Raw genomic sequence first — 19496 nt, 5'->3', positions numbered from 1 at the left:
CCGATTCGATACGCAGATTAGGAATGTTTTTAAATACCGTTTGATTAAATTCAGGCTTCTCAAGTTGAGCGGCAGTGAATATCCCCATCTCATAATTTAATTCTTGCAAGCGATCAACTAACACCGGAGATCTTTGGTTAGCTAAGAACCCATGCCAATAGGTCCCTGGAATACCATAAAATAAGCCAAAAATACCCGTACGAGTCGCATTCCCTGTCGAGATATGATTATCAAACACAACACCATTTTTTGCATATTCCCACATGTTTGGAGTATTTTCAGCATTAAAGGTATCGGCACGCCATGAGTCTACCGCTAAAATCATAATATTAATGGGTTTATGTACGGCTTCTTTCTGCAATGGCGTTAATGGATAATTTAAATCACTCTTCTTGTTCATTTTCATTGAATTTTGACGTGCAATTGCCTCTTCATCCACCCAACCGTATTTTTTCATCATACTGGTTGATGTTGCAGGATAAAACACGGGTAAATAACGTTTTACTGTTGTCACCGGTTGATATGCATTCGCTGCTGCCCAAATATGAATACCATGAGTAGCTAATAAAGCAAAAAAGGTAATAATGGCAAACTTACGTCCAAGTTTGTATTGAGTGATTACCGCTGGTTTTTCTAACCATACAATCAATACATATTGAGCAGCAATAAGTGCTCTCACACCACCAACCACAGTCAACCAGGTAACTAATGGAAAACTAACTACCTGTCCAGATAATACTAATTCTAATACCACAGCGTTAATATGGAATCGATACTGAGCAAACACTAAGGTATCAATAAATAGTATCGCGATACCTAATGAGGCAATTAAAGCCTGGGTACCGTTCCGCAATTTTGCATTCTTAATAAAAATAGCAGGTAGCGCCACTAAACCAATAACACAGGCTAGTAATACCATTTGACTAAATGTACCCGACAGGAGAAAACTCAGGCCTAAAAGATCGGTTGGGATCTCAGGCAAAAAAGCAAAATAACGAGAGGCAATAGCCATGGCTACAAGGCTATTGATTAATATAAACCAACCATGGCTATGCAGTTTTTGTTTTAGAGTAGGTGACATCAGCATAATAAACTCGCTAAAGATCTTAAAAATAAGAACATAAATAATAAACTAGACAACATAAATAATAAAAGAGCACACAGAATGTGTAATGAAAATATTAAGCATTCAATTTGTTAAGTAAAAAATCACGACGTTTTTGATATGATTCACTTTCGATATAGTTTTTTGTATATGTCTGCTTAGAGACAACCGATGCTTTAAAAACATCAAAATCATTATGTGTAACGGCATGATTATTTGTCATTACAGTCGCTTTATCTGTACGTAAAAACAGTTCTAATTGTTCATCAGATAAATTCTGTCTAAGAACTTCATAAAAGAAATAACCAATAGAAAAATAAGGCATAAACCCTAGTTTTTCAGCTCGTAAAATAGCGGAGTAGTCCAGGGATTCATCCTTATTCTCTGTAACTTTTGCTACGAGTTTAACTTTCCCTGAAATAAATAAGGAAACATCTCTTTCTTTAAAAAGATATTCCACAAAGCGCTGTAATACATTATTAATAATCACATTCCCCTTAGGTGATGCAATGAACCAAGCTTCAATAGGGCGAGTCGGGTGATATTTATTTTTAAATGTAAACAATCCGCAATATTCCATGCTAGAAGTAAGCCATTCAGAAAGAGGGGTTAAGCAAAATGTTGTAGTATCCGCCCACACACCACCATGCTTACTCAGGAGGTGCAATCTTAACAAATCCGCTTTTGTTGCAGGAAATAATCTTATCGTTGATAGTTGATACATGGCATAAAAATCAAATCCAAGATGCTCTTCAAGATTGTCATCGCAAAGTAATTTCACTTCATAATCAGGATTCATTTCTTGCCATGATTTTACACTTAACTTAATGACTTCAGGTGCATTTTCATATCCAGAATCCCAAAACATCCAAATAATTTTAGGAACATCTGTTGAATCAGATACTACTTTTGTTGGAGCTAAAAGCCCCTCAAGTGAAATATTTGCTTCTTTTACTAACTGATCTTTATCTTTTGAATGAAAGCTGTTTATCACATTAATTTCTGAGATATGGTTATACAGCTTATTTATAATAGAATATTTTTTTCTATAAGGTGCAATATGGCGATCTAGCGATTTAATTTGTTTAGAAAATTTCATTTGAATTTACTCTTTTTATGTTTCATTAATTACTTTCTAAAATTCTATTCATTCACTGGCTAAACGTCATGTTCATCTAAAGATGCAGCCACTCTTTTTCATTCCAATGAATATTTCTTTTATTCACTTCTTTTACAAATGAACGTTTCAACCTATCCCAGTTCCCTTGCTTCCAATCGCTTCCATCTTGTTGATAGCATTTATCAAAATCAATAATCCAAACGTTATCTTTATCATCAATCAATATGTTATGAATATTTAAATCAGTATGATTGACTTGCGCTGCGTGCATCTTACGAATTTCATTACCAATCTTTTGATAGATTTCTTTTGATAATGGTTTTTCTTGTAAAATCGCCACAAGATCTTGTGCATTTGGTATTTTTTGACTCAATAAATCCGCTTGATAGCAAAACGTTCTTTTTATTGAACGAGCCGCGATGGGCGCTGGTACATTAACCCCCGCCTTTATCAGGGTATTCAATAATTGAAACTCTTGGTAACTGCGTGTTTTTTCCCAACCAGTAAAAATGTAATGATCTTTAATAATTTTGCCAAACAAGCCTCCACGACGATAATGGCGCAATGCCGCATCGATGTTATCAAGCGCGACAAACCATGTGGTACCTCGCCCTTGGGCTGAACCTATGATTTTATTTTGCTGTTGCCAATATTCGGGATCACAGCATAGTTCTGGTGAGTCACTAAGAGTTGAGTCGTCATACCAAATGGTTTGTTTTTTTGTTTGGATTTTTTTCACACAAAGACTCCAATATCAAATAATTAGAGACTATACACTGTGCTAACTAGACCGCTTCACTTCTAAAAACTATAAGAGCAAAAGCTAAGTATTCTTATAATTTCTAATCATTCACTAGCAACCCCTCCCAGCCTCCCCTTATATCAACATTTATAGCCAAGTGGTTATGTCGATAAAGGGGAGGAGCTAAAAGCAGCTCCTCTTAACTCTGCAAGTACAGCGATCTGAATCCTGCTCTTATAGTCTCTAGTTAGTACGGCGTATAGTTTCTAGTCTCTTTCTCACTCAGTCATTTTACATTTATGACTGTTAATAGCATAATTCTACCTCATTCTTCTTGGGTTAACATCTCTATGGCTTTATTCACTTCTGCCCCTAGCTCCCTTTGTATTTTGCGTTTATCTGCAATTGGCGATGTTTGTCATGCCATTGCCGCAGTACAAGCAATTCAAAAAGAATGGCCAAGCACCAAAATTACTTGGATAGTAGGAAAAGTCGAATCCCAATTAATCTATGATTTACCGAATATTACCGTGATCCCTTTTGATAAAAAATTGGGATTTAAAGGTATGAAAACGATTTGGTCTCAATTAAAAAATCAACATTTTGATGCCTTAATACATATGCAATTAGCGCTACGTGCTAGCGTATTAACGATGGGCATTAAAGCCAAATATAAAGTGGGTTTTAATCGCAAACGCGCGAAAGAAGGCCAATGGCTGTTCACAAATAGAAAAATCAGAGATACGGCGTCTGCTCATGTATTAGATAGTTTCTACTCTTTTATTGAATATCTTGGTGTACCAAAAAGTAAACCGACATGGGATATTCCCTTATCGGACGATGATTTTTCGTTTGTAGCTTCACATATTCCGACAGAAAAACCGTATGTGGTTATATCCCCTGCCGCAAGTAAAGATGAACGTAATTGGGTCACTGAGCGTTATGCTCAATTGGCAGATTGGTTAAATGAACATGACTACCAAGTCGTACTATGTGGCTCACCCAGTGAACGTGAAAAACGACTTGGTGAAAACATTGAATCTTTAGCTCAATTACCTATTATTAATTTAATTGGTAAAAGCTCACTAAAACAATTAACGGCAGTGTTAAATAAAGCGCGGGTTGTCATTGCTCCTGATTCTGGGCCTGTTCATATTGCGACAACGCAAAATACGCCCGTAATAGGATTATATGGACACAGTAACCCTAAACGAACGGGGCCTTATAATAGCTTGCCTTATGTCGTAAGCGTGTATGAACAACACGTAATAACACAACATAATAAACCCATTAATGAGTTAAAATGGAGCACGCGCGTCAAGGGCGTGCATGTAATGCAAGATATTAGTCTTGATATGGTAAAAGCTCCATTAAAAACCTTACTCCACTTATAATAATTAAATCACACTACAATACACAAGGCGCACCTATGATCACTGGCATTGTTATTACCTTAAATGAATCTAAAAATATTGTTGAATGCATTACATCACTACAAAAAGTGTGCTCAGAAATAATTATTGTTGATTCAAATAGCACCGATAACACCGTTGAGCTTGCTGAACAACTTGGTGCTAAAGTTATCACTCAGAGCTACCTTGGTGATGGCATACAAAAGAATGTAGGGCTCGATTATGCCACTAATAACTGGGTATTAAGTCTCGATGCTGATGAACGCTTAACCGATGAAATGGAAAGTGCAATTAACGCATTAGATTTAACATCAACACTTCATGATGCATTTGCTTTTCGTCGTCGCAATTACATTGGTAGCCGCTGGGTTAAGCAATGTGGTTGGTACCCAGATTTTTGTATTCGCCTTTATGATCGTACAAAAACACGCTTTGCTGATGTGAAACAACACGCGTCAGTTCAAGCCAAGAACCCAGATCGCATTAATGCCGACATCATTCATTACTCTTTTGAGAATTTAGGTCAGCTGTTTGCAAAACCAGGCCGTAACTTCAGTGGCCGTGCTGCAAAGATCATGTATAAAAAAGGAAAACGAGCAAATAGTTTTTCTCCTTTTACTCATGGCTTAAACGCATTTATTCGTAAATATATTTTTCAACGAGGTTTTTTAGGCGGTGTTGATGGTATGACCGTTGCGTTAAGTTCTGCGATTAATAGCTACTTAAAATACGCAAAATTACTTGAATACCAACGCGATCCTAAAGTGCTTGAAAACGAAGATTTCAATAAGGTTTGGTAACAACTATGCATATTTGTCATGTGAATTTAGCCTCAGGCTTTAGTGGTGGTGAACGCCAAACCTTACAGTTGATCACTCGCCAACTAAAAGAGGGTTATCAACTTACTGTTGTTGCTAACCCTAAAAGCCCTTTTGTTGATGAAATCAAAAAGCTAAATTGTCGCTTGGTACTAACAAGTCACTTTTTAAAGCAGCATAAAAAATCAATTACGGCTGATTGTGATGTTATTCATGTCCATGAAGGCCGAGCTATTTATTGGGCGCTGATTCAATCAAAACGCTTTAATGTGCCTTACATTGTGACTCGAAGAATTGATAACCCGCTTAAAAATAAATGGTTATCAACCTTTGCTTATTCCAATGCAACTGCGCTTGTTGGTTTAAGCAATGAAATCGTCGATAAGATTAAAGAGCATCACCCAGAGAAAACCATTTATAAGATCCCTAGCTCACCTGTCAGCTACTCTGTAATACAAGACAATGTGGATATTATTTGGCGACAATTCTCTAATCAATTTTTGGTTATTCAAGCGGGTAATCTGTTGCACCATAAAGGCCATGAAACCACATTAGCGGCGGCAAAGCTGTTGCAAGAAATGGATAGCACAGTGCATATCGCTTTGCTTGGTGATGGTCCTGAACGAGAAAAACTAGAAACGATAGCAAAAGAAAGCGGACTTAATAATGTCACCTTCTTAGGCAGACAAAACCGTATGGGAGATTGGTTTTCTGCTGCGGATTTATTAATCCATCCGTCTTATAGTGAAGGATTAGGATCTGTTATTCTAGAAGCAATGGGCGCTAAACTTCCAGTTATTGGTAGTGATGCTGGTGGAATACCCGATATTATTGATGATCGCGATTCTGGTTTATTAGTCAAAGCAAAAGACGCACAAGCACTTGCTAACGCTATCTATGAAGTCGCGACGGATAAACCGTTACGTAATAAATTAATTAACGGTGGCCAAGAAAAATTAGCGTTATTTGATATCAAATACACAACGTCGCTTTACCGTGATGTTTATCAAACCATTATTGATGGAAGAAAACCGTCATGACGACTCGTGTAATTTATCCAGGTACGTTTGATCCCATCACAAATGGCCATTTTGATATTATTAAACGTTCCGCGGCTATGTTTGATGAAATCATTGTCGCGGTGGCGGCTAGCCCGAGTAAAAAAACCTTATTTACTCTTGAAGAACGAGTTGCATTAGTTCAAGACTCGGTTCAGTCTTTAGCCAATGTTTCTGTAGAAGGCTTTTCAGGGTTACTGGTCGATTTTGCAAAAATAAAACAAGCGAACTTATTAGTTCGTGGCCTACGAACGACAATGGACTTCGAGTATGAATTCGGTCTAACGAATATGTATCGTAAGTTTATGCCAGAACTGGAAAGTGTCTTTTTAACGCCTTCAGAAGAGTATGCATTTTTATCGTCAACGATAGTAAGAGAAGTGGCACTGCATGGAGGAAGTGTGGAAAGCTTTGTTCCTAGTACGGTTCATAAGGCATTAAAAAATAAAATACGTCTTAAATAAACCGCTCTTTAAGAAAATGCTTCAAATAAATAAGGCCACCTCTTTTCTATAAAGTGGGTGGCCTTAGTCTATTCTTGTTTTAGTTTGCGCCTTTTACTTGCCCATTAATATATAACGTCTGTAATTTATGGTATTCAGGCCCTATATACCTCTTATCATTAGCAATAAATTGATGCCCAACCTCTAGACCTGATCCCCAAGGGTATAGCTTTTCAGGGTATGCGTTTAAATAAATCCCTTTATCGGTATACGTCATTTCCGAGTGATAACCAAATCGTGGTGTTGAATCTGCACTCAATAAATTAGCGCCACCTAAACTGTAATAATCCGCGTCTGATAAGCTAAAAGCGTATAACGTCGGAAAAATATCCTTATGAGAACCAACACGGTTTTTGTTGTATTGATGCGGCACTTGTTCTTGTATTTGACTAGGAACATAAAGATAAAATGGCACCGAGTTAGTCACTGCAAGATCGTTAGGGTATTTCATAGTAAACCCTCTCAACTTGTGATCACCCGTTGCGGCGATCAAGGTTGAATTGCCTAATGAAGACGCTTTTATATCGGCAACAAACTCACCCAGTGCATTATTCGCATATTGGTACGTTTCATACAATCGGGTGGCTTGCTCTTCACCCGCTCGCATTCTATTAAGCAGACGGTCGCTGACTTTTAATGGTTTCACATCATAATTCGTCGGCACTTCATACGGGGTGTGATTCGTAATCGTAAGAATGTAGATCATCACGGGTTGCTTCGCTTCTTTTAATACCTTTTCCGCTAATTTAAAAGAATATTCATCAGATAAGCCCCACTCCCCTTTAAAATCTCCAGCTTCTGGGAATGCTTTTAGTATGGCATTTTCATCCAGAATTTGATCAAACCCTTGAGCCGGTAAATAATTCGCCACATTGCGCCACATGCCATTTGTTGCCGTGATAAAGATGGTTTTATATCCCGCCTCTTTATAAGGTCTGGCTGACGCTGCCGCAACGTGTACTTTTTGGGCTGAAGAGTGACTAATGGTCGGTACGTTACTTTGACCTAGCATATTCACTAATGAATTAATGGTCGCGGTTGTTTCTGCTAAAAATCGAGTAAAAACAAAATCAGATTCAAAAGCAGGTCGTAACGCCCCTAAAAGATCATTCTCAGGATAATCATCTTCAACGAGCACGTTCATACCCATGCCTTCCATTAAAGCGATAACGACATGAGGTTTATTCTTTTCTAAATACGCATTCTTTGCTGTTTTAAATCGGCCTTCAGAATTGCCAACCACTTTAGTAAATTGGTTTTCTAATTCTGATTTACTAACGGAATGAAATTTATTTTGTTTTTTATAATCCGTTTTCGCCCATTCCAATGCCACCAGTGCATTAGGCGTCACAGCATTTAAAACTGCATAATCAGAAACTTGAGCGTGATAACGTTTTAATGGATGCGAACCTAATGTTCCTCGAGCGAACACAAATACAGTGAGGATCATGATAATAACCGACACCGCAGTGATGCCTTTATGCTCTGGCTTCCACGAGTATGCTTGCATTTTACGTATCGCTAAACGTACAACGCCAGTGCATAAGCACGCAATAATCACGCTACTAATAAAAGAGTATAAAATAGGATAATCAGCCCACGCATTGGCTAATACCGCTGTAGTGTCATCATCAGCCAAACCGAAGATAAACACATCAATGTAGTTACCATAAGTAAGATAATAGTAATAATTACCGATTGAAAACCCAGTGACTAAAAAGAAAATAACCCCAGAATACCAAGGGAATACTTTTATCAATATTCGATAGCATTTTGGAAAAGCGGCGGTGATTAAGCCAATAAGCAATAATGGCGCAAACCCAATAACCGCGACTTTTAAATCAAAGCGAGAACCAATAAACATCGCCTGCCAAAGATCTTTTCCTCGGTTAGCCAGCTCTGCACTATCGACAATATTAAATAAAAATAATGATCGACCGACAAGCAATATCGCGGCAGTTATAAATACAGATAGCCAAATTAATCGGCTGAGTTGCTTATAATTTTTTTGAAAGTTCATCCGTGTCTCATTTTAATTTATATTTTAGTAATTATTTATTCTCATTTAACGCTTGGCATTTATCACACCAAAAGCTGTTTCTTTGTCCTATTTTCTCTTCTTGAATAAGAGAATGACAAACAAGACATTCTTTTCCGGCTCTTCCATACACATTCAGCTCTTGTGCAAAGTAGCCCGGTTTCCCATCAACTTGATTAAAGTCTTTTAACGTGGTTCCGCCTTGTTCTATCGCTTTTGTCAGTACTTTTTTTATCTCATTAACCAATACAAATAATTGATCATGAGTTAATTGTCCTGTTGGTGTTTTAGGGTTAATCTTCGAGCTAAACAATGCCTCACTCGCGTAAATATTCCCGACGCCAACCACGATGGCGTTGTTCATAATAAATTGCTTTACGACGACTTTTTTATTCTTTGCTTTATCCGCTAGATACTCACAATTAAACTCATCCGTCAGAGGCTCTGGGCCTAATTTCGCAAGTACTTGATGCTGCACTCCAACGTCTGAGTACAACCACGCACCGAATTTTCTAGGATCGTTATAGCGAAGAATCGTTCCATTATCTAAAACAAGATCAACATGGTCATGCTTTGCAACGGGAATCGAAGTGTCTAATACTCGTAAACTGCCCGACATGCCTAAGTGAATAATTGCACTGCCTGCTGGGGTGTCGATAAATAGATACTTAGCTCGACGACGAACAGATTGAATACGTTGTCCAACAAGACGTTGTAGCTCTTGTGGTATTGGCCATCGAAGTTTTTCCGTTCTAACGGTAATCGCTTTAATGGTTTGGCCTTGAAGGTGTGGGGTAATTCCAAGACGACTGGTTTCTACTTCAGGTAATTCAGGCATGAGGGTCCTTATTGCTTAAATAAATACGATTTCTCTGCACTTACTGCGATCCATTCACCTTGCCAATTTTGCATCATCCAAAAATTAGGCGCTTGATAAACCGTAATGCGCTGTGGCTCTTCTTCTTTTTCAAACCATACTTCAACAGAACTTGGCGCAGGTAACTTAGTTTTAAGGACTTTCACTGACTCTGCATCTAAAACCGTTCCCTCGACACTCGACCAGTTATTTATGTACTGGTTATCTTGTTCTGATTCTTCTGCCTTCAGATCAAAATTAGAGAAGTGCATCGTTTGAATAGAATCACTGCTATCGAATAGAGGCTGCACCCCTGAGGTTATTTCACTAACGGCAGGCTCTGGCTCAAGAAGATACGTTTTAATCAACTGAGGTGCCTGTAGGACGCCAATAAAGACCACTACAGATATCATCAGTATATTATTATATTTACGACGTGATGGCCTTTTCATTTTTAGTCCTTTTTAAGATCCTGCGCTAGGGTTCATTCCGAGAACGAGCGACCCCTTCAGATAAGTGCGCTAAAACTATACGACAAATGTCATTAACTAAAGATTATAAAATACACATAGCCACTTTAGATAGTTAAGACAACAATAAGGGAAAGCGTGATCGATTACTCTCTGTTTTTAATCCAAAAAAAAACCCAGCAACAAGGCTGGGTTTTCAATATAGTCAAAGTTGCAATCAGTAATCGAATTACTTGATTTTAGCTTCTTTGTAAAGAACGTGCTGACGTACAACAGGATCAAACTTTTTGATCTCCATTTTGCCAGGCATGTTACGCTTGTTCTTATCAGTTGTGTAGAAGTGACCAGTGTTAGCAGTTGATACTAACTTGATTTTCTCACGTGCGCCTTTAGCCATTTTCTAGATCCTCTTAAACGTTCTCGCCACGAGCACGCATTTCAGAAAGAACGACATCGATGCCTTTCTTATCAATGATACGCATACCTTTAGCGGTAAGACGAAGTTTAACGAAGCGTTTTTCGCTTTCTACCCAGAAACGATGAGTTTGTAGGTTCGGCAGAAAACGACGCTTGGTGGCATTTTTTGCGTGTGAGCGGTTGTTACCAACTGCAGGACGCTTACCAGTTACTTGGCATACTCGGGACATTTCTGTCTTCTCCAAATCGTTTCAGCTTGATATCACCTTGGTGGCAAAAAACCACAATGGAAATTCCAAATCAAGGCTATCAAAGGTCGCGCATTATACTAACTGAATGCGCATTGCTCAAGACCCTAAGGGGTCATTTTTGCAGTTTTTTGTGTTTTTTTTACTCAATCGCTTAAAAAAACACTCAAATCCATCCTCTTTCGGCAAAAGAGACAATTTCTCCATCACCGATCACAAAGTGATCAAGGACTCGGATGTCGACCAATTCGACTGCATCTGAAATACGTTTTGTAATTCTTCTGTCAGCTTGACTTGGCTCTGCAACACCAGATGGGTGATTATGCGCTAAAATGATGGCGGCTGCATTATAATCTATCGATCTTTTTACAACTTCTCTTGGATAAACCGCAGCGGAGTCAATCGTCCCTTCGAACAATACCTCGCCTTTTAGTACTCGATGCTGATTATCAAGGAATAAAACGTAGAATGCTTCTCGATGACGATCACGCAATATTCGCGTTAAATAGCGTTTAGTATGCTCAGGACTGGTCAAGGCATCTTCCTTCTCTATCTTCTCTAATAAATACCGCTCCGTCATTTCGACAACGGCTTGTAACTGTGCAAATTTTGCAGACCCCAATCCTTTATGACTGCAAAATTGACGTTGATTTGCACTTAATAACTTGCGTAGTGATCCAAATTCTTTAAGTAACGAATCTGCCAGCTCTATCGCATTCATTCCTTTCATTCCCGTACGCAGAAAAATCGCGAGTAACTCTGCGTCGGTTAATGACTTTGGGCCAAGCGCAAGCAGTTTCTCTCTCGGTCGAGATTCCTCCGGTAAATTCATTAATGACATCGTGTTTCCTTAAACGTTAACGTGTCGATGAAATGACTCTACGAGGCTTAGTGGTGAATTGCTGTGCAACAAACCATCCCTTCGGCTTATCTCAAACCTTGATTGCAATTATGTTTTTCGTCATTTACTTGTTTCCTCGCAAGAATTGCGAATTGAAGTGCATCCCTCTGAAAAAAAATTATGATATGGTTAGCCCTGTTATTTTTCAGTGGTTCACTAAAGGTATTTCATGGCATCTCTTACAGGAAAACGCATCCTTCTTGGTATTAGTGGTGGTATTGCCGCTTATAAATGTGCAGAACTGACTCGTCGACTTATTGAACGAGGTGCAGACGTTCGCGTAGTAATGACAACAGCAGCAAAAGAATTCATTACCCCTCTTACTATGCAAGCGGTTTCAGGCCACCCTGTTGCTGACAGTTTACTAGACCCTGCTGCGGAAGCTTCAATGGGTCACATTGAGTTGGCTAAATGGGCTGATATCGTACTGATAGCCCCAGCAACGGCCGATTTAATTGCGCGCATGGCAGCAGGCATGGGAAATGATTTACTGTCAACATTGGTGCTTGCAACGGACTCTCCTATTGCCGTCTCTCCTGCCATGAATCAACAAATGTATGCCAACCTAGCCACTCAAGAGAACATTGCGACACTCACTCGTCGTGGAATGAACATTTGGGGTCCTGCCGCAGGTCAACAAGCCTGTGGTGATGTAGGAATGGGCAGAATGCTTGAGCCGATGGACTTAGTGCATCGTTGTGAGGCTTTCTTTCTATTGACTGCTGGTGAACCAAAACGACTTGAAGGAACCTCGGTATTAATTACCGCGGGTCCAACACGTGAAGCGATTGACCCTGTCCGTTATATCTCTAATCACAGCTCTGGAAAAATGGGGTACGCCATTGCTGACGCAGCGGCTCAGTTGGGTGCAAAAGTTACCTTAGTGAGCGGTCCTGTAAGTTTAAACGTACCATCACATGTAGACCGAATTTCGATTGATAGCGCAGAGCAAATGCACCTTGCGGTGATGGAACACGCACAATCTCACGATATTTTTATTGCTTGTGCGGCTGTAGCCGATTTCAGACCAAGCCACATCGCAGAACAAAAACTAAAGAAAACATCTGATGAAGATGGCATGACAATCACCATGATTAAAAATCCAGATATCGTCGCTTCTGTCGCCGCTTTAACTGAACAACGCCCATTCACCGTTGGATTTGCAGCCGAAACTCAAGAGGTAGAAAAATACGCTCGTGCTAAATTAGAGCGTAAAAATCTTGATATGATTTGTGCTAATGATGTTTCAATTCAAGGCCAAGGCTTTAATAGTGACGACAATGCACTTCACCTATACTGGAAAGATGGCAATAAAGCCCTCCCTTTAACGGCCAAATCTGAATTAGGTAAGGCGATTATGCTCGAAATCGCAATAAGGCTAAAAAAATAGGAACGAGATTCAAAAATTACACCTAAAATACCCTATTAATAATCGTTTCATAAAATAATGAAAAACAAAGGAACAACAATGACGACAACTAGAAAATCCAATCGTCGTGATGAAATATTACAAGCATTAGCTCAAATGCTGGAATCAAACGAAGGCGCGTCTCGCATAACGACAGCCAAATTAGCAAAACAGGTGGGCGTATCCGAAGCCGCCTTATATCGCCACTTTCCAAGTAAAGCAAAAATGTTTGAGGGCTTAATCGAGTTTATTGAAGATTCTTTATTTTCTCGTATTAATCGAATTCTTGAAGAAGAGAAAGATACCCTTAAACGCATTGAGCTATTATTAAAGCTTCTCTTGGCATTTGCTGAACGTAATCCCGGCTTAACTCGAATCATGACTGGCCATGCCCTTATGTTTGAAAATGAGCGCTTACGTGAGCGAATTAATCAATTATTCGAACGTATAGAACTGCAATTTAAACAAATACTTAGAGAACGCATGCTGCGTGAAGGAAAATCGTTTCCTGTTGATGAAGCCATTTTAGCCGCGCAGTTGATTGGTCAAGTTGAAGGCAGTTTCTGTCGTTTTGTTCGCTCTGATTTTAAATATCAGCCTACTGAAAATTTCAATGAATATTGGGCGCTACTCAGTGCACAGATTCAATAATTCATTTAGATAAAACAGGTTCACGATGTCAAAGTATCAAGCTCCTACATTTTCTCGCGCTCTGCTACACCCTAAATATTGGGGGGTATGGCTTGGCTTTGGACTGTTATTCGCGTTAGTTACCCTTCTTCCCTACAAAGCGACTTATCATCTTGGTCGTGGATTAGGTTTCTTAGGTATGAAGGTATCAAAGTCACGCACTCATATTGCTCGTCGTAACTTAGAACTCAGCTTTCCTGAAATGAAATCCTATGAACGTGAAACGATTATTATGGAAAATTTCAAGAATTCAGGATTAGCTATATTTGAAACAGCAATGGCATGGGTATGGCCTGATTGGCGCGTTAAAAAACACTTTAGCTTTGAAAATGTAGATCACTTCCAAGAACTTAAAGATCAAAAAAGAGGCGTGTTAATCATTATTGTACATGCCCTAAACCTTGAGCTAACTTGTCGAGCAATGGCGCTACACCACACAGGATATGGTGTCTACCGACCTCATAACAACGATGCCTACAACTTCATCCAATACTGGGGACGAACCAACAACGGCAATAGCGTTGTCGATCGTAAAGACGTAAAAGGAATGCTTCGCTTATTACGTACTGGTGAGCGTGTTTGCTACTTACCTGATCATGACTACAACCGTAATAAATCCGTTTTTGTTCCGTTCTTTGCGGTTCCAGATGCTTGTACAACCATGGGATCTGATATTTTAATTAACGCAGGTAAATGTGCCGTCGTGACCGTTTCTGGCTTTAGAACGTACAACAATTACCATTTTAAAGTCGATAATGACATCAGTGCTGAGTTTCCTAAAAAAGATCCAATAGGATCGGCAACTCGAATGAACCAAGCGGTAGAAATGCTTATTCTTCGCTGTATTCCTCAATGGATGTGGTTACATAAACGCTTTAAAACCATGGAAGACCCAGCGATTAAAAAAGGCATTCGCTACGATTAATCGCGTCAGGATAGACAATGAAAACAAATCTTATTACCCGTGAAGGCTTCAATAAGCTTCAAGATGAATTAACCTTTCTTTGGAAAGAAGAGCGCCCAGAAGTCACCATAAAAGTGACTTGGGCGGCAAGTCTTGGTGATCGCAGTGAAAATGCCGATTACCAATACAATAAAAAACGCCTTCGTGAAATCGACCGCCGTGTACGTTATTTACGTAAACGCCTAGAGCAAGTTAACGTGGTTGATTACTCCCCTCAACAAGACGGTAAAATCTTCTTTGGTGCCTATGTAGAGATAGAGAATGAACACGGTGATACTCTCTCTTTTCGCATTGTGGGTCCTGATGAAATTTTCGGCCGCCACGACTACATTTCTATCGACTCTCCAATGGCGCGAGCACTCATCAAAAAAGAAGTGGATGACGAAACGATTGTAAAAACGCCAGAGGGTGACAAAGAATGGACCGTAAATTCGATTAGATATTGAAGAGCAGGACGCAACAAGTGACTGAAGGACGCTTCGCTTAAGGATTTAGGAAGCGGAGGACAAAAGCAGCACTTTTACGCTTTTCTCTCTTTCTGAAGCCTGAGCCTTGAAACCTGAAATCTCACTTTACTCTTGAAAATTTTTTAACAAATAAAAGAATCTATAATGATAATTAATATAATTGCTCAAGAACTTAATGTTCGCCCTCAACAAGTTGCCGCTGCTGTTAAATTGATTGATGAAGGCAGTACGATTCCATTTATCGCGCGTTACCGTAAAGAAGTCACCGAAGGCTTGGATGATACGCAACTTCGTACGCTTGATACTCGTTTAAGCTACTTACGTGAACTCGATGATCGTCGTCAATCCATTCTAAAATCGATTAAAGAACAAGATAAATTAACACCTGAATTAGAACGTGAAATTTTAGGCGCTGACAGTAAAACTCGTCTTGAAGATTTGTATTTACCCTTCAAACGTAAGCGTCGTACGAAAGGTCAAATTGCGATTGAAGCAGGCATTGAGCCCCTTGCTGATTTACTGTGGTCACAACCAAACACCACCCCTGACGATGCCGCTCAATCGTACATTGATGTCGATAATGGCTTTGCTGACACTAAAGCGGTATTAGATGGTGCTCGCGCAATCCTAATGGAACGCATGGCCGAAGACGCCAATCTCCTTGAGAAAGTTCGCGGTTACTTAATTAGCAACGCAGAACTGTCGTCTAAAATGGTTGATGGCCAAGAACACACAGGCGAGAAGTTTAAAGACTACTTTGATCATCATGAGCAATTAACTAAAGTCCCTTCTCACCGTGCACTTGCAATGCTACGTGGTCGCAACGAGGGCTTCTTACAGTTAGCCATTGATGCGGATCCAAAACAAGAAGAAGGCGTTCGCGGTTCTTACTGTGAAATCATTATTGCCAATCACTACGGCATTACCTTAGGTTCTCAACCTGCCGATGCATGGCGTAAACAAGTGATTAGCTGGGCGTGGCGCATTAAAATTTTAATGCACATGGAAACCGAGTTGATGGGTGCACTGAAAGAACGTTCAGAAACCGAAGCAATCACGGTGTTTGCAACCAACCTAAAAGATTTATTAATGGCGGCACCTGCTGGCCTTAAAACAACCCTTGGTCTTGATCCCGGTTTACGTACAGGTACCAAAGTAGCCGTGGTTGATGCAACAGGCAAAGTATTAGCGACTGACACCATTTATCAAAACCAACCTCATAATAAAACGGCACAATCAGCACAAATTATTGAAACCTTAATCAAACGCCACAATGTCGATTTGATTGCGATTGGTAATGGTACAGGCTCACGTGAGACCGATGCGTTTGTGGGTGACTTACTGAAAAAATCAGGCTTATCCGCCACTAAAATCATTGTGAGTGAAGCAGGAGCTTCTGTGTATTCCGCCTCAGAATTGGCCGCAAAAGAATTTCCAGATTTAGATGTGTCGATTCGTGGTGCCGTTTCTATTGCTCGTCGCTTACAAGATCCTCTCGCCGAATTAGTGAAAATCGATCCGAAAGCCATTGGTGTGGGTCAATATCAACACGACGTAAGTCAAAGCCAACTTGCCAAAAAACTGGACGCGGTGATCGAAGACTGTGTGAATGCCGTCGGCGTTGATGTGAATACGGCTTCAGCCGCTTTACTGACTCGCGTCGCTGGATTGTCCACCACCATCGCTCAAAACATTGTTGACTATCGTGATGAGAATGGCCGCTTTGAGAATCGTACGACATTGAAAAAAGTCGCACGTTTAGGGCCAAAAGCCTTTGAGCAATGTGCCGGCTTCTTACGAGTGATGAACGGTAAAAACCCACTGGATGCTTCCGCCGTTCACCCAGAGACCTACTCTGTCGTGAAACTTATTGCGGAGAGAAATGGGAAAGCGATTGATGCCATCATTGGCAATAGCGAGTTTTTACGCTCTGTGGCTGCCAATGATTACATTAGTGCTGATTTCGGTTTACCGACCGTGACTGACATCATTTCAGAGCTAGATAAACCGGGTCGAGATCCTCGTCCAGAGTTTAAAACCGCCACCTTTGCCGACGGTGTTAATACGGTGTCAGATCTAGAGCTTGGTATGATTTTAGAAGGGGTGGTTTCTAACGTCGCAAACTTCGGTGCTTTTGTGGATATTGGTGTTCACCAAGATGGCTTAGTGCATATTTCAGCGTTAAGCGATGGCTTTATTTCAGATCCACGTGAAGTGGTTAAAGCCGGTGATATCGTAAAAGTAAAAGTCATGGAGATTGATGTACAGCGTAAACGTATTGCACTAACAATGCGTTTGAATGACCAACCGGGGGAAGATAATCGCCCTCAACGTCAATCAGCCAAACCACAACAACGCAATGAACGCTCACAAGCACCAAGAGCTGCCTCTTCTGCAAGACAATCTCATTCAAAGAATGACGGTGGTAATGCAGCAATGGGTGGCGCGTTTGCTGCGGCGTTTGCAAAGGCGAAGAAGTAGAGAAAACTAGACACTATACGTTTCGCTAACTAGACCGCTTCGCTCCTATAAAAGCAAAAGCAAGAATTCAGACGCTGCACTGGCAGAGTTCGAAGCACTTGCTTTTGGCTCCTTCCCTTTATCGATATAGCGACTTGGCTATAAATGTTGATATAAGGGAAGACTGGGAGGGGTTAGTAATACATAGCTCAGCGATCACAACCCCCTCTAACTCCCCCCTTCTATAAACTATATCAATCTCAATAAATTATCACATAAGGGGGAGAACTATCTTTGACGCTATAATAACAATGATCACTCCTGACCCCTTATATGGCAGAGTTCAGAAGGCCTTGCTTTTCGCTCCTTCCCTTTATCAATATAACGACTTGACTATAAATATTGATATAAGGGAAGGCTGGGAGGGGTTGGTATATATAGCTCAGAGATCACAACAATCTCCCTGAAACCTGTAAGGGAGCTTGTAAGTGATTAAAACCCAACTGTCGCTCTTTCTCGTCACTAAGATCTGTTCTTCCTAGCCCCTACAATACCGCCAATATATCCGACGGATTATTCGGAACCACCGCTTTATCATAATGGAAACTGATCACACTTCGACGGCGAACCATTTTTCCCATTTCAGCCAGTCTTTCTAATAATTCTTTCGGTAGGCTAAAGCGCATTGTATAACCCGTACCTTCGCCTTGCGCATAGGTATCCAAAGACAACAACCGAGCCAACTTTGCTAGATCATCATCAATATCATATAACGTTCCGATGTGTGGTTTAGGTGCTTCTTTTTCTTCTGTCACATCATAACCGGGGTGATCGGAGGGTTCCCACGAATCACGCTTGTATTGTTTATCATCGCCTTTAATTGCTTTTTCTGATGTCGCCTTACTCATTTTTGTTGTTGGTGCCACTGGCATCTTCGCACGATTTTCCCGAGCAACTTGTTCTGTCGGCAAGTTAACAGAAGGTGCAATAAGCGGCACGCTGACACTGTTAGGAGAAAAAATCATAAAGAATTTCCTTAATCTAGCAATTCAAAAAACACGTTAATTCAGCGATAAATTCATCGCTATGAGAAATAAATGGCGCATGAGAAGCCTGTTCAAAAATCACTTTCTTGGAATTAGGCAGCAATTCATCCACATCATGAGCGACCTTAACAGGAACCAACCCATCCAATCGACCATACATGCGACAAACCGGCATTGATAATTCAGACAAGACTTCTCTTAAGTCTGTATCGGCCAAAATAGTTAAACCTGTAGCTAAAGCCGCTTGATTTGGCGTCGGCCTAGAAAAAACAGCGCTCTTCACTTGTTTTACGTCTTGCCTTGCATTGGGGCTTCCCATCGCCTGTAAAGCCATAAAACGCTCAACCGTTAAGGTAAAGTCGTCTTTTAATTGTTCGGTAAATTGGGTTAATACCGCAGGTTTAATTCCGCGCCATCCTTTCTCAGCAGCAAAACAAGGGGAACTGGCTACCGTGATGAGTTTTGTGACACGAGCAGGGGCAATTAACGCCGCTTTAGTCGCAATCAGCCCTCCTAAAGACCAACCTAGCCATGCTGCTTTCTTCGGGGCTTGCGCTAAAACTTGCTCGACCATCGTATTAAAATCAGCACTGCCCAAATCAGCACTGTGCCCATAGCCAGATAAGTCCACCGTATGCACGCAGTAATGATCACTTAATTGCTCGATGATAGGTTGCCATACTGCCCCATTCATTCCCCACCCGTGAATGAGAACCAGATCGGAACCTTTGCCTTCCGTTTGCCAATAAAGAGAAGTTGTCATCTACACTGCC

At 40.3% G+C, this 19496-nt stretch carries 19 protein-coding genes and 1 pseudogene; 9 read left to right on the top strand and 11 right to left on the bottom strand.

Annotated elements, in window-relative coordinates:
- The 3 genes from AACV33_RS02945 to AACV33_RS02935 all read right to left on the bottom strand — a co-directional run.
- The coding region (locus tag AACV33_RS02945; RefSeq protein WP_182699837.1) for a DUF3413 domain-containing protein at positions 1 to 1087 on the bottom strand (1087 nt) is incomplete at its 3' end.
- A gap of 94 nt (positions 1088 to 1181) precedes the next feature.
- Entirely contained in the window at positions 1182 to 2204 is a 1023-nt protein-coding gene (locus AACV33_RS02940; RefSeq protein WP_182699836.1) for a capsular polysaccharide synthesis protein, read from the bottom strand.
- Between the two features lie 76 nt (positions 2205 to 2280).
- Complete coding sequence (locus AACV33_RS02935; protein WP_182699835.1) at positions 2281 to 2964, bottom strand: 3-deoxy-D-manno-octulosonic acid kinase; 684 nt, start codon at positions 2962 to 2964, stop codon at positions 2281 to 2283.
- A gap of 353 nt (positions 2965 to 3317) precedes the next feature.
- Here AACV33_RS02935 and AACV33_RS02930 point away from each other — a divergent pair, with 353 nt between their 5' ends.
- From AACV33_RS02930 to coaD, 4 genes are read left to right on the top strand one after another with little or no spacing between them, the layout of a single operon-like run.
- Positions 3318 to 4361 carry a glycosyltransferase family 9 protein gene (locus AACV33_RS02930; RefSeq protein ID WP_182699834.1) on the top strand — a complete coding sequence of 348 codons (1044 nt, stop codon included), beginning with the start codon at positions 3318 to 3320 and terminating at the stop codon, positions 4359 to 4361.
- A 35-nt stretch (positions 4362 to 4396) separates the two neighbouring features.
- Positions 4397 to 5179, top strand: coding sequence for a glycosyltransferase family 2 protein (locus AACV33_RS02925; protein WP_182699833.1), 783 nt, complete (start codon positions 4397 to 4399; stop codon positions 5177 to 5179).
- A gap of 5 nt (positions 5180 to 5184) precedes the next feature.
- Positions 5185 to 6237: a glycosyltransferase family 4 protein gene (locus tag AACV33_RS02920; protein WP_182699832.1), complete on the top strand. Its 1053-nt coding sequence runs from the start codon at positions 5185 to 5187 to the stop codon at positions 6235 to 6237.
- Positions 6234 to 6719, top strand: a complete 486-nt coding sequence (gene coaD / locus AACV33_RS02915; RefSeq protein ID WP_182699831.1) for a pantetheine-phosphate adenylyltransferase — start codon at positions 6234 to 6236, stop codon at positions 6717 to 6719. Before AACV33_RS02920 ends, coaD begins: the two co-directional genes overlap by 4 nt.
- A 79-nt stretch (positions 6720 to 6798) precedes the next feature.
- On the opposite strand, the gene AACV33_RS02910 is transcribed toward coaD, so the two are convergent.
- The 6 genes from AACV33_RS02910 to radC form a co-directional block, all read right to left on the bottom strand.
- The gene (locus tag AACV33_RS02910; RefSeq protein WP_182699830.1) at positions 6799 to 8778 is read right to left on the bottom strand and encodes an LTA synthase family protein; all 1980 of its coding nucleotides are present in this window, start codon (positions 8776 to 8778) and stop codon (positions 6799 to 6801) included.
- Positions 8779 to 8809: 31 nt separating this feature from the next.
- Positions 8810 to 9634, bottom strand: coding sequence for a bifunctional DNA-formamidopyrimidine glycosylase/DNA-(apurinic or apyrimidinic site) lyase (gene mutM / locus AACV33_RS02905; protein ID WP_182699829.1), 825 nt, complete (start codon positions 9632 to 9634; stop codon positions 8810 to 8812).
- Between the two features lie 8 nt (positions 9635 to 9642).
- On the bottom strand, positions 9643 to 10104 hold the full coding sequence (locus AACV33_RS02900) for a hypothetical protein (protein ID WP_182699828.1): 462 nt from the start codon (positions 10102 to 10104) through the stop codon (positions 9643 to 9645).
- 247 nt (positions 10105 to 10351) lie between these two features.
- A complete protein-coding gene (rpmG, locus tag AACV33_RS02895; RefSeq protein WP_012549068.1) occupies positions 10352 to 10519 on the bottom strand; it encodes a 50S ribosomal protein L33 in 168 nt (55 codons plus the stop codon).
- 13 nt (positions 10520 to 10532) lie between these two features.
- Positions 10533 to 10769, bottom strand: a complete 237-nt coding sequence (gene rpmB / locus AACV33_RS02890) for a 50S ribosomal protein L28 (protein ID WP_012549069.1) — start codon at positions 10767 to 10769, stop codon at positions 10533 to 10535.
- 184 nt (positions 10770 to 10953) lie between these two features.
- The gene (radC, locus tag AACV33_RS02885) at positions 10954 to 11628 is read right to left on the bottom strand and encodes a RadC family protein (protein ID WP_182699827.1); all 675 of its coding nucleotides are present in this window, start codon (positions 11626 to 11628) and stop codon (positions 10954 to 10956) included.
- A gap of 229 nt (positions 11629 to 11857) precedes the next feature.
- On the opposite strand from radC, the gene coaBC reads away from it, so the two are divergent.
- The 5 genes and pseudogenes from coaBC to AACV33_RS02860 all read left to right on the top strand — a co-directional run.
- Positions 11858 to 13078 (top strand): bifunctional phosphopantothenoylcysteine decarboxylase/phosphopantothenate--cysteine ligase CoaBC, encoded by a 1221-nt coding sequence (gene coaBC, locus AACV33_RS02880; protein ID WP_182699826.1) that lies wholly within the window; start codon positions 11858 to 11860, stop codon positions 13076 to 13078.
- A 78-nt stretch (positions 13079 to 13156) separates the two neighbouring features.
- Complete coding sequence (gene slmA, locus AACV33_RS02875; protein ID WP_182699825.1) at positions 13157 to 13747, top strand: nucleoid occlusion factor SlmA; 591 nt, start codon at positions 13157 to 13159, stop codon at positions 13745 to 13747.
- 25 nt (positions 13748 to 13772) lie between these two features.
- Complete coding sequence (lpxL, locus tag AACV33_RS02870; protein ID WP_017021759.1) at positions 13773 to 14711, top strand: LpxL/LpxP family Kdo(2)-lipid IV(A) lauroyl/palmitoleoyl acyltransferase; 939 nt, start codon at positions 13773 to 13775, stop codon at positions 14709 to 14711.
- A gap of 17 nt (positions 14712 to 14728) precedes the next feature.
- Positions 14729 to 15196, top strand: a complete 468-nt coding sequence (gene greB / locus AACV33_RS02865; RefSeq protein ID WP_017021760.1) for a transcription elongation factor GreB — start codon at positions 14729 to 14731, stop codon at positions 15194 to 15196.
- A gap of 165 nt (positions 15197 to 15361) precedes the next feature.
- Positions 15362 to 17570, top strand: a pseudogene (locus tag AACV33_RS02860) (Tex family protein); the annotation flags it as partial.
- A gap of 652 nt (positions 17571 to 18222) precedes the next feature.
- Here the strand turns inward: AACV33_RS02860 and AACV33_RS02855 are convergent.
- The gene (locus AACV33_RS02855; RefSeq protein WP_017021762.1) at positions 18223 to 18702 is read right to left on the bottom strand and encodes a hypothetical protein; all 480 of its coding nucleotides are present in this window, start codon (positions 18700 to 18702) and stop codon (positions 18223 to 18225) included.
- A 16-nt stretch (positions 18703 to 18718) separates the two neighbouring features.
- Positions 18719 to 19486 (bottom strand): pimeloyl-ACP methyl ester esterase BioH, encoded by a 768-nt coding sequence (gene bioH, locus AACV33_RS02850; protein WP_182699823.1) that lies wholly within the window; start codon positions 19484 to 19486, stop codon positions 18719 to 18721.
- Between the last annotated feature and the right edge of the window lie 10 nt (positions 19487 to 19496).

The organism is Aliivibrio sp. SR45-2 (assembly GCF_963890165.1).
Classification (GTDB): Bacteria; Pseudomonadota; Gammaproteobacteria; order Enterobacterales; family Vibrionaceae; genus Aliivibrio; species Aliivibrio salmonicida.
This window is presented reverse-complemented; position numbering and strand designations above follow the sequence as displayed.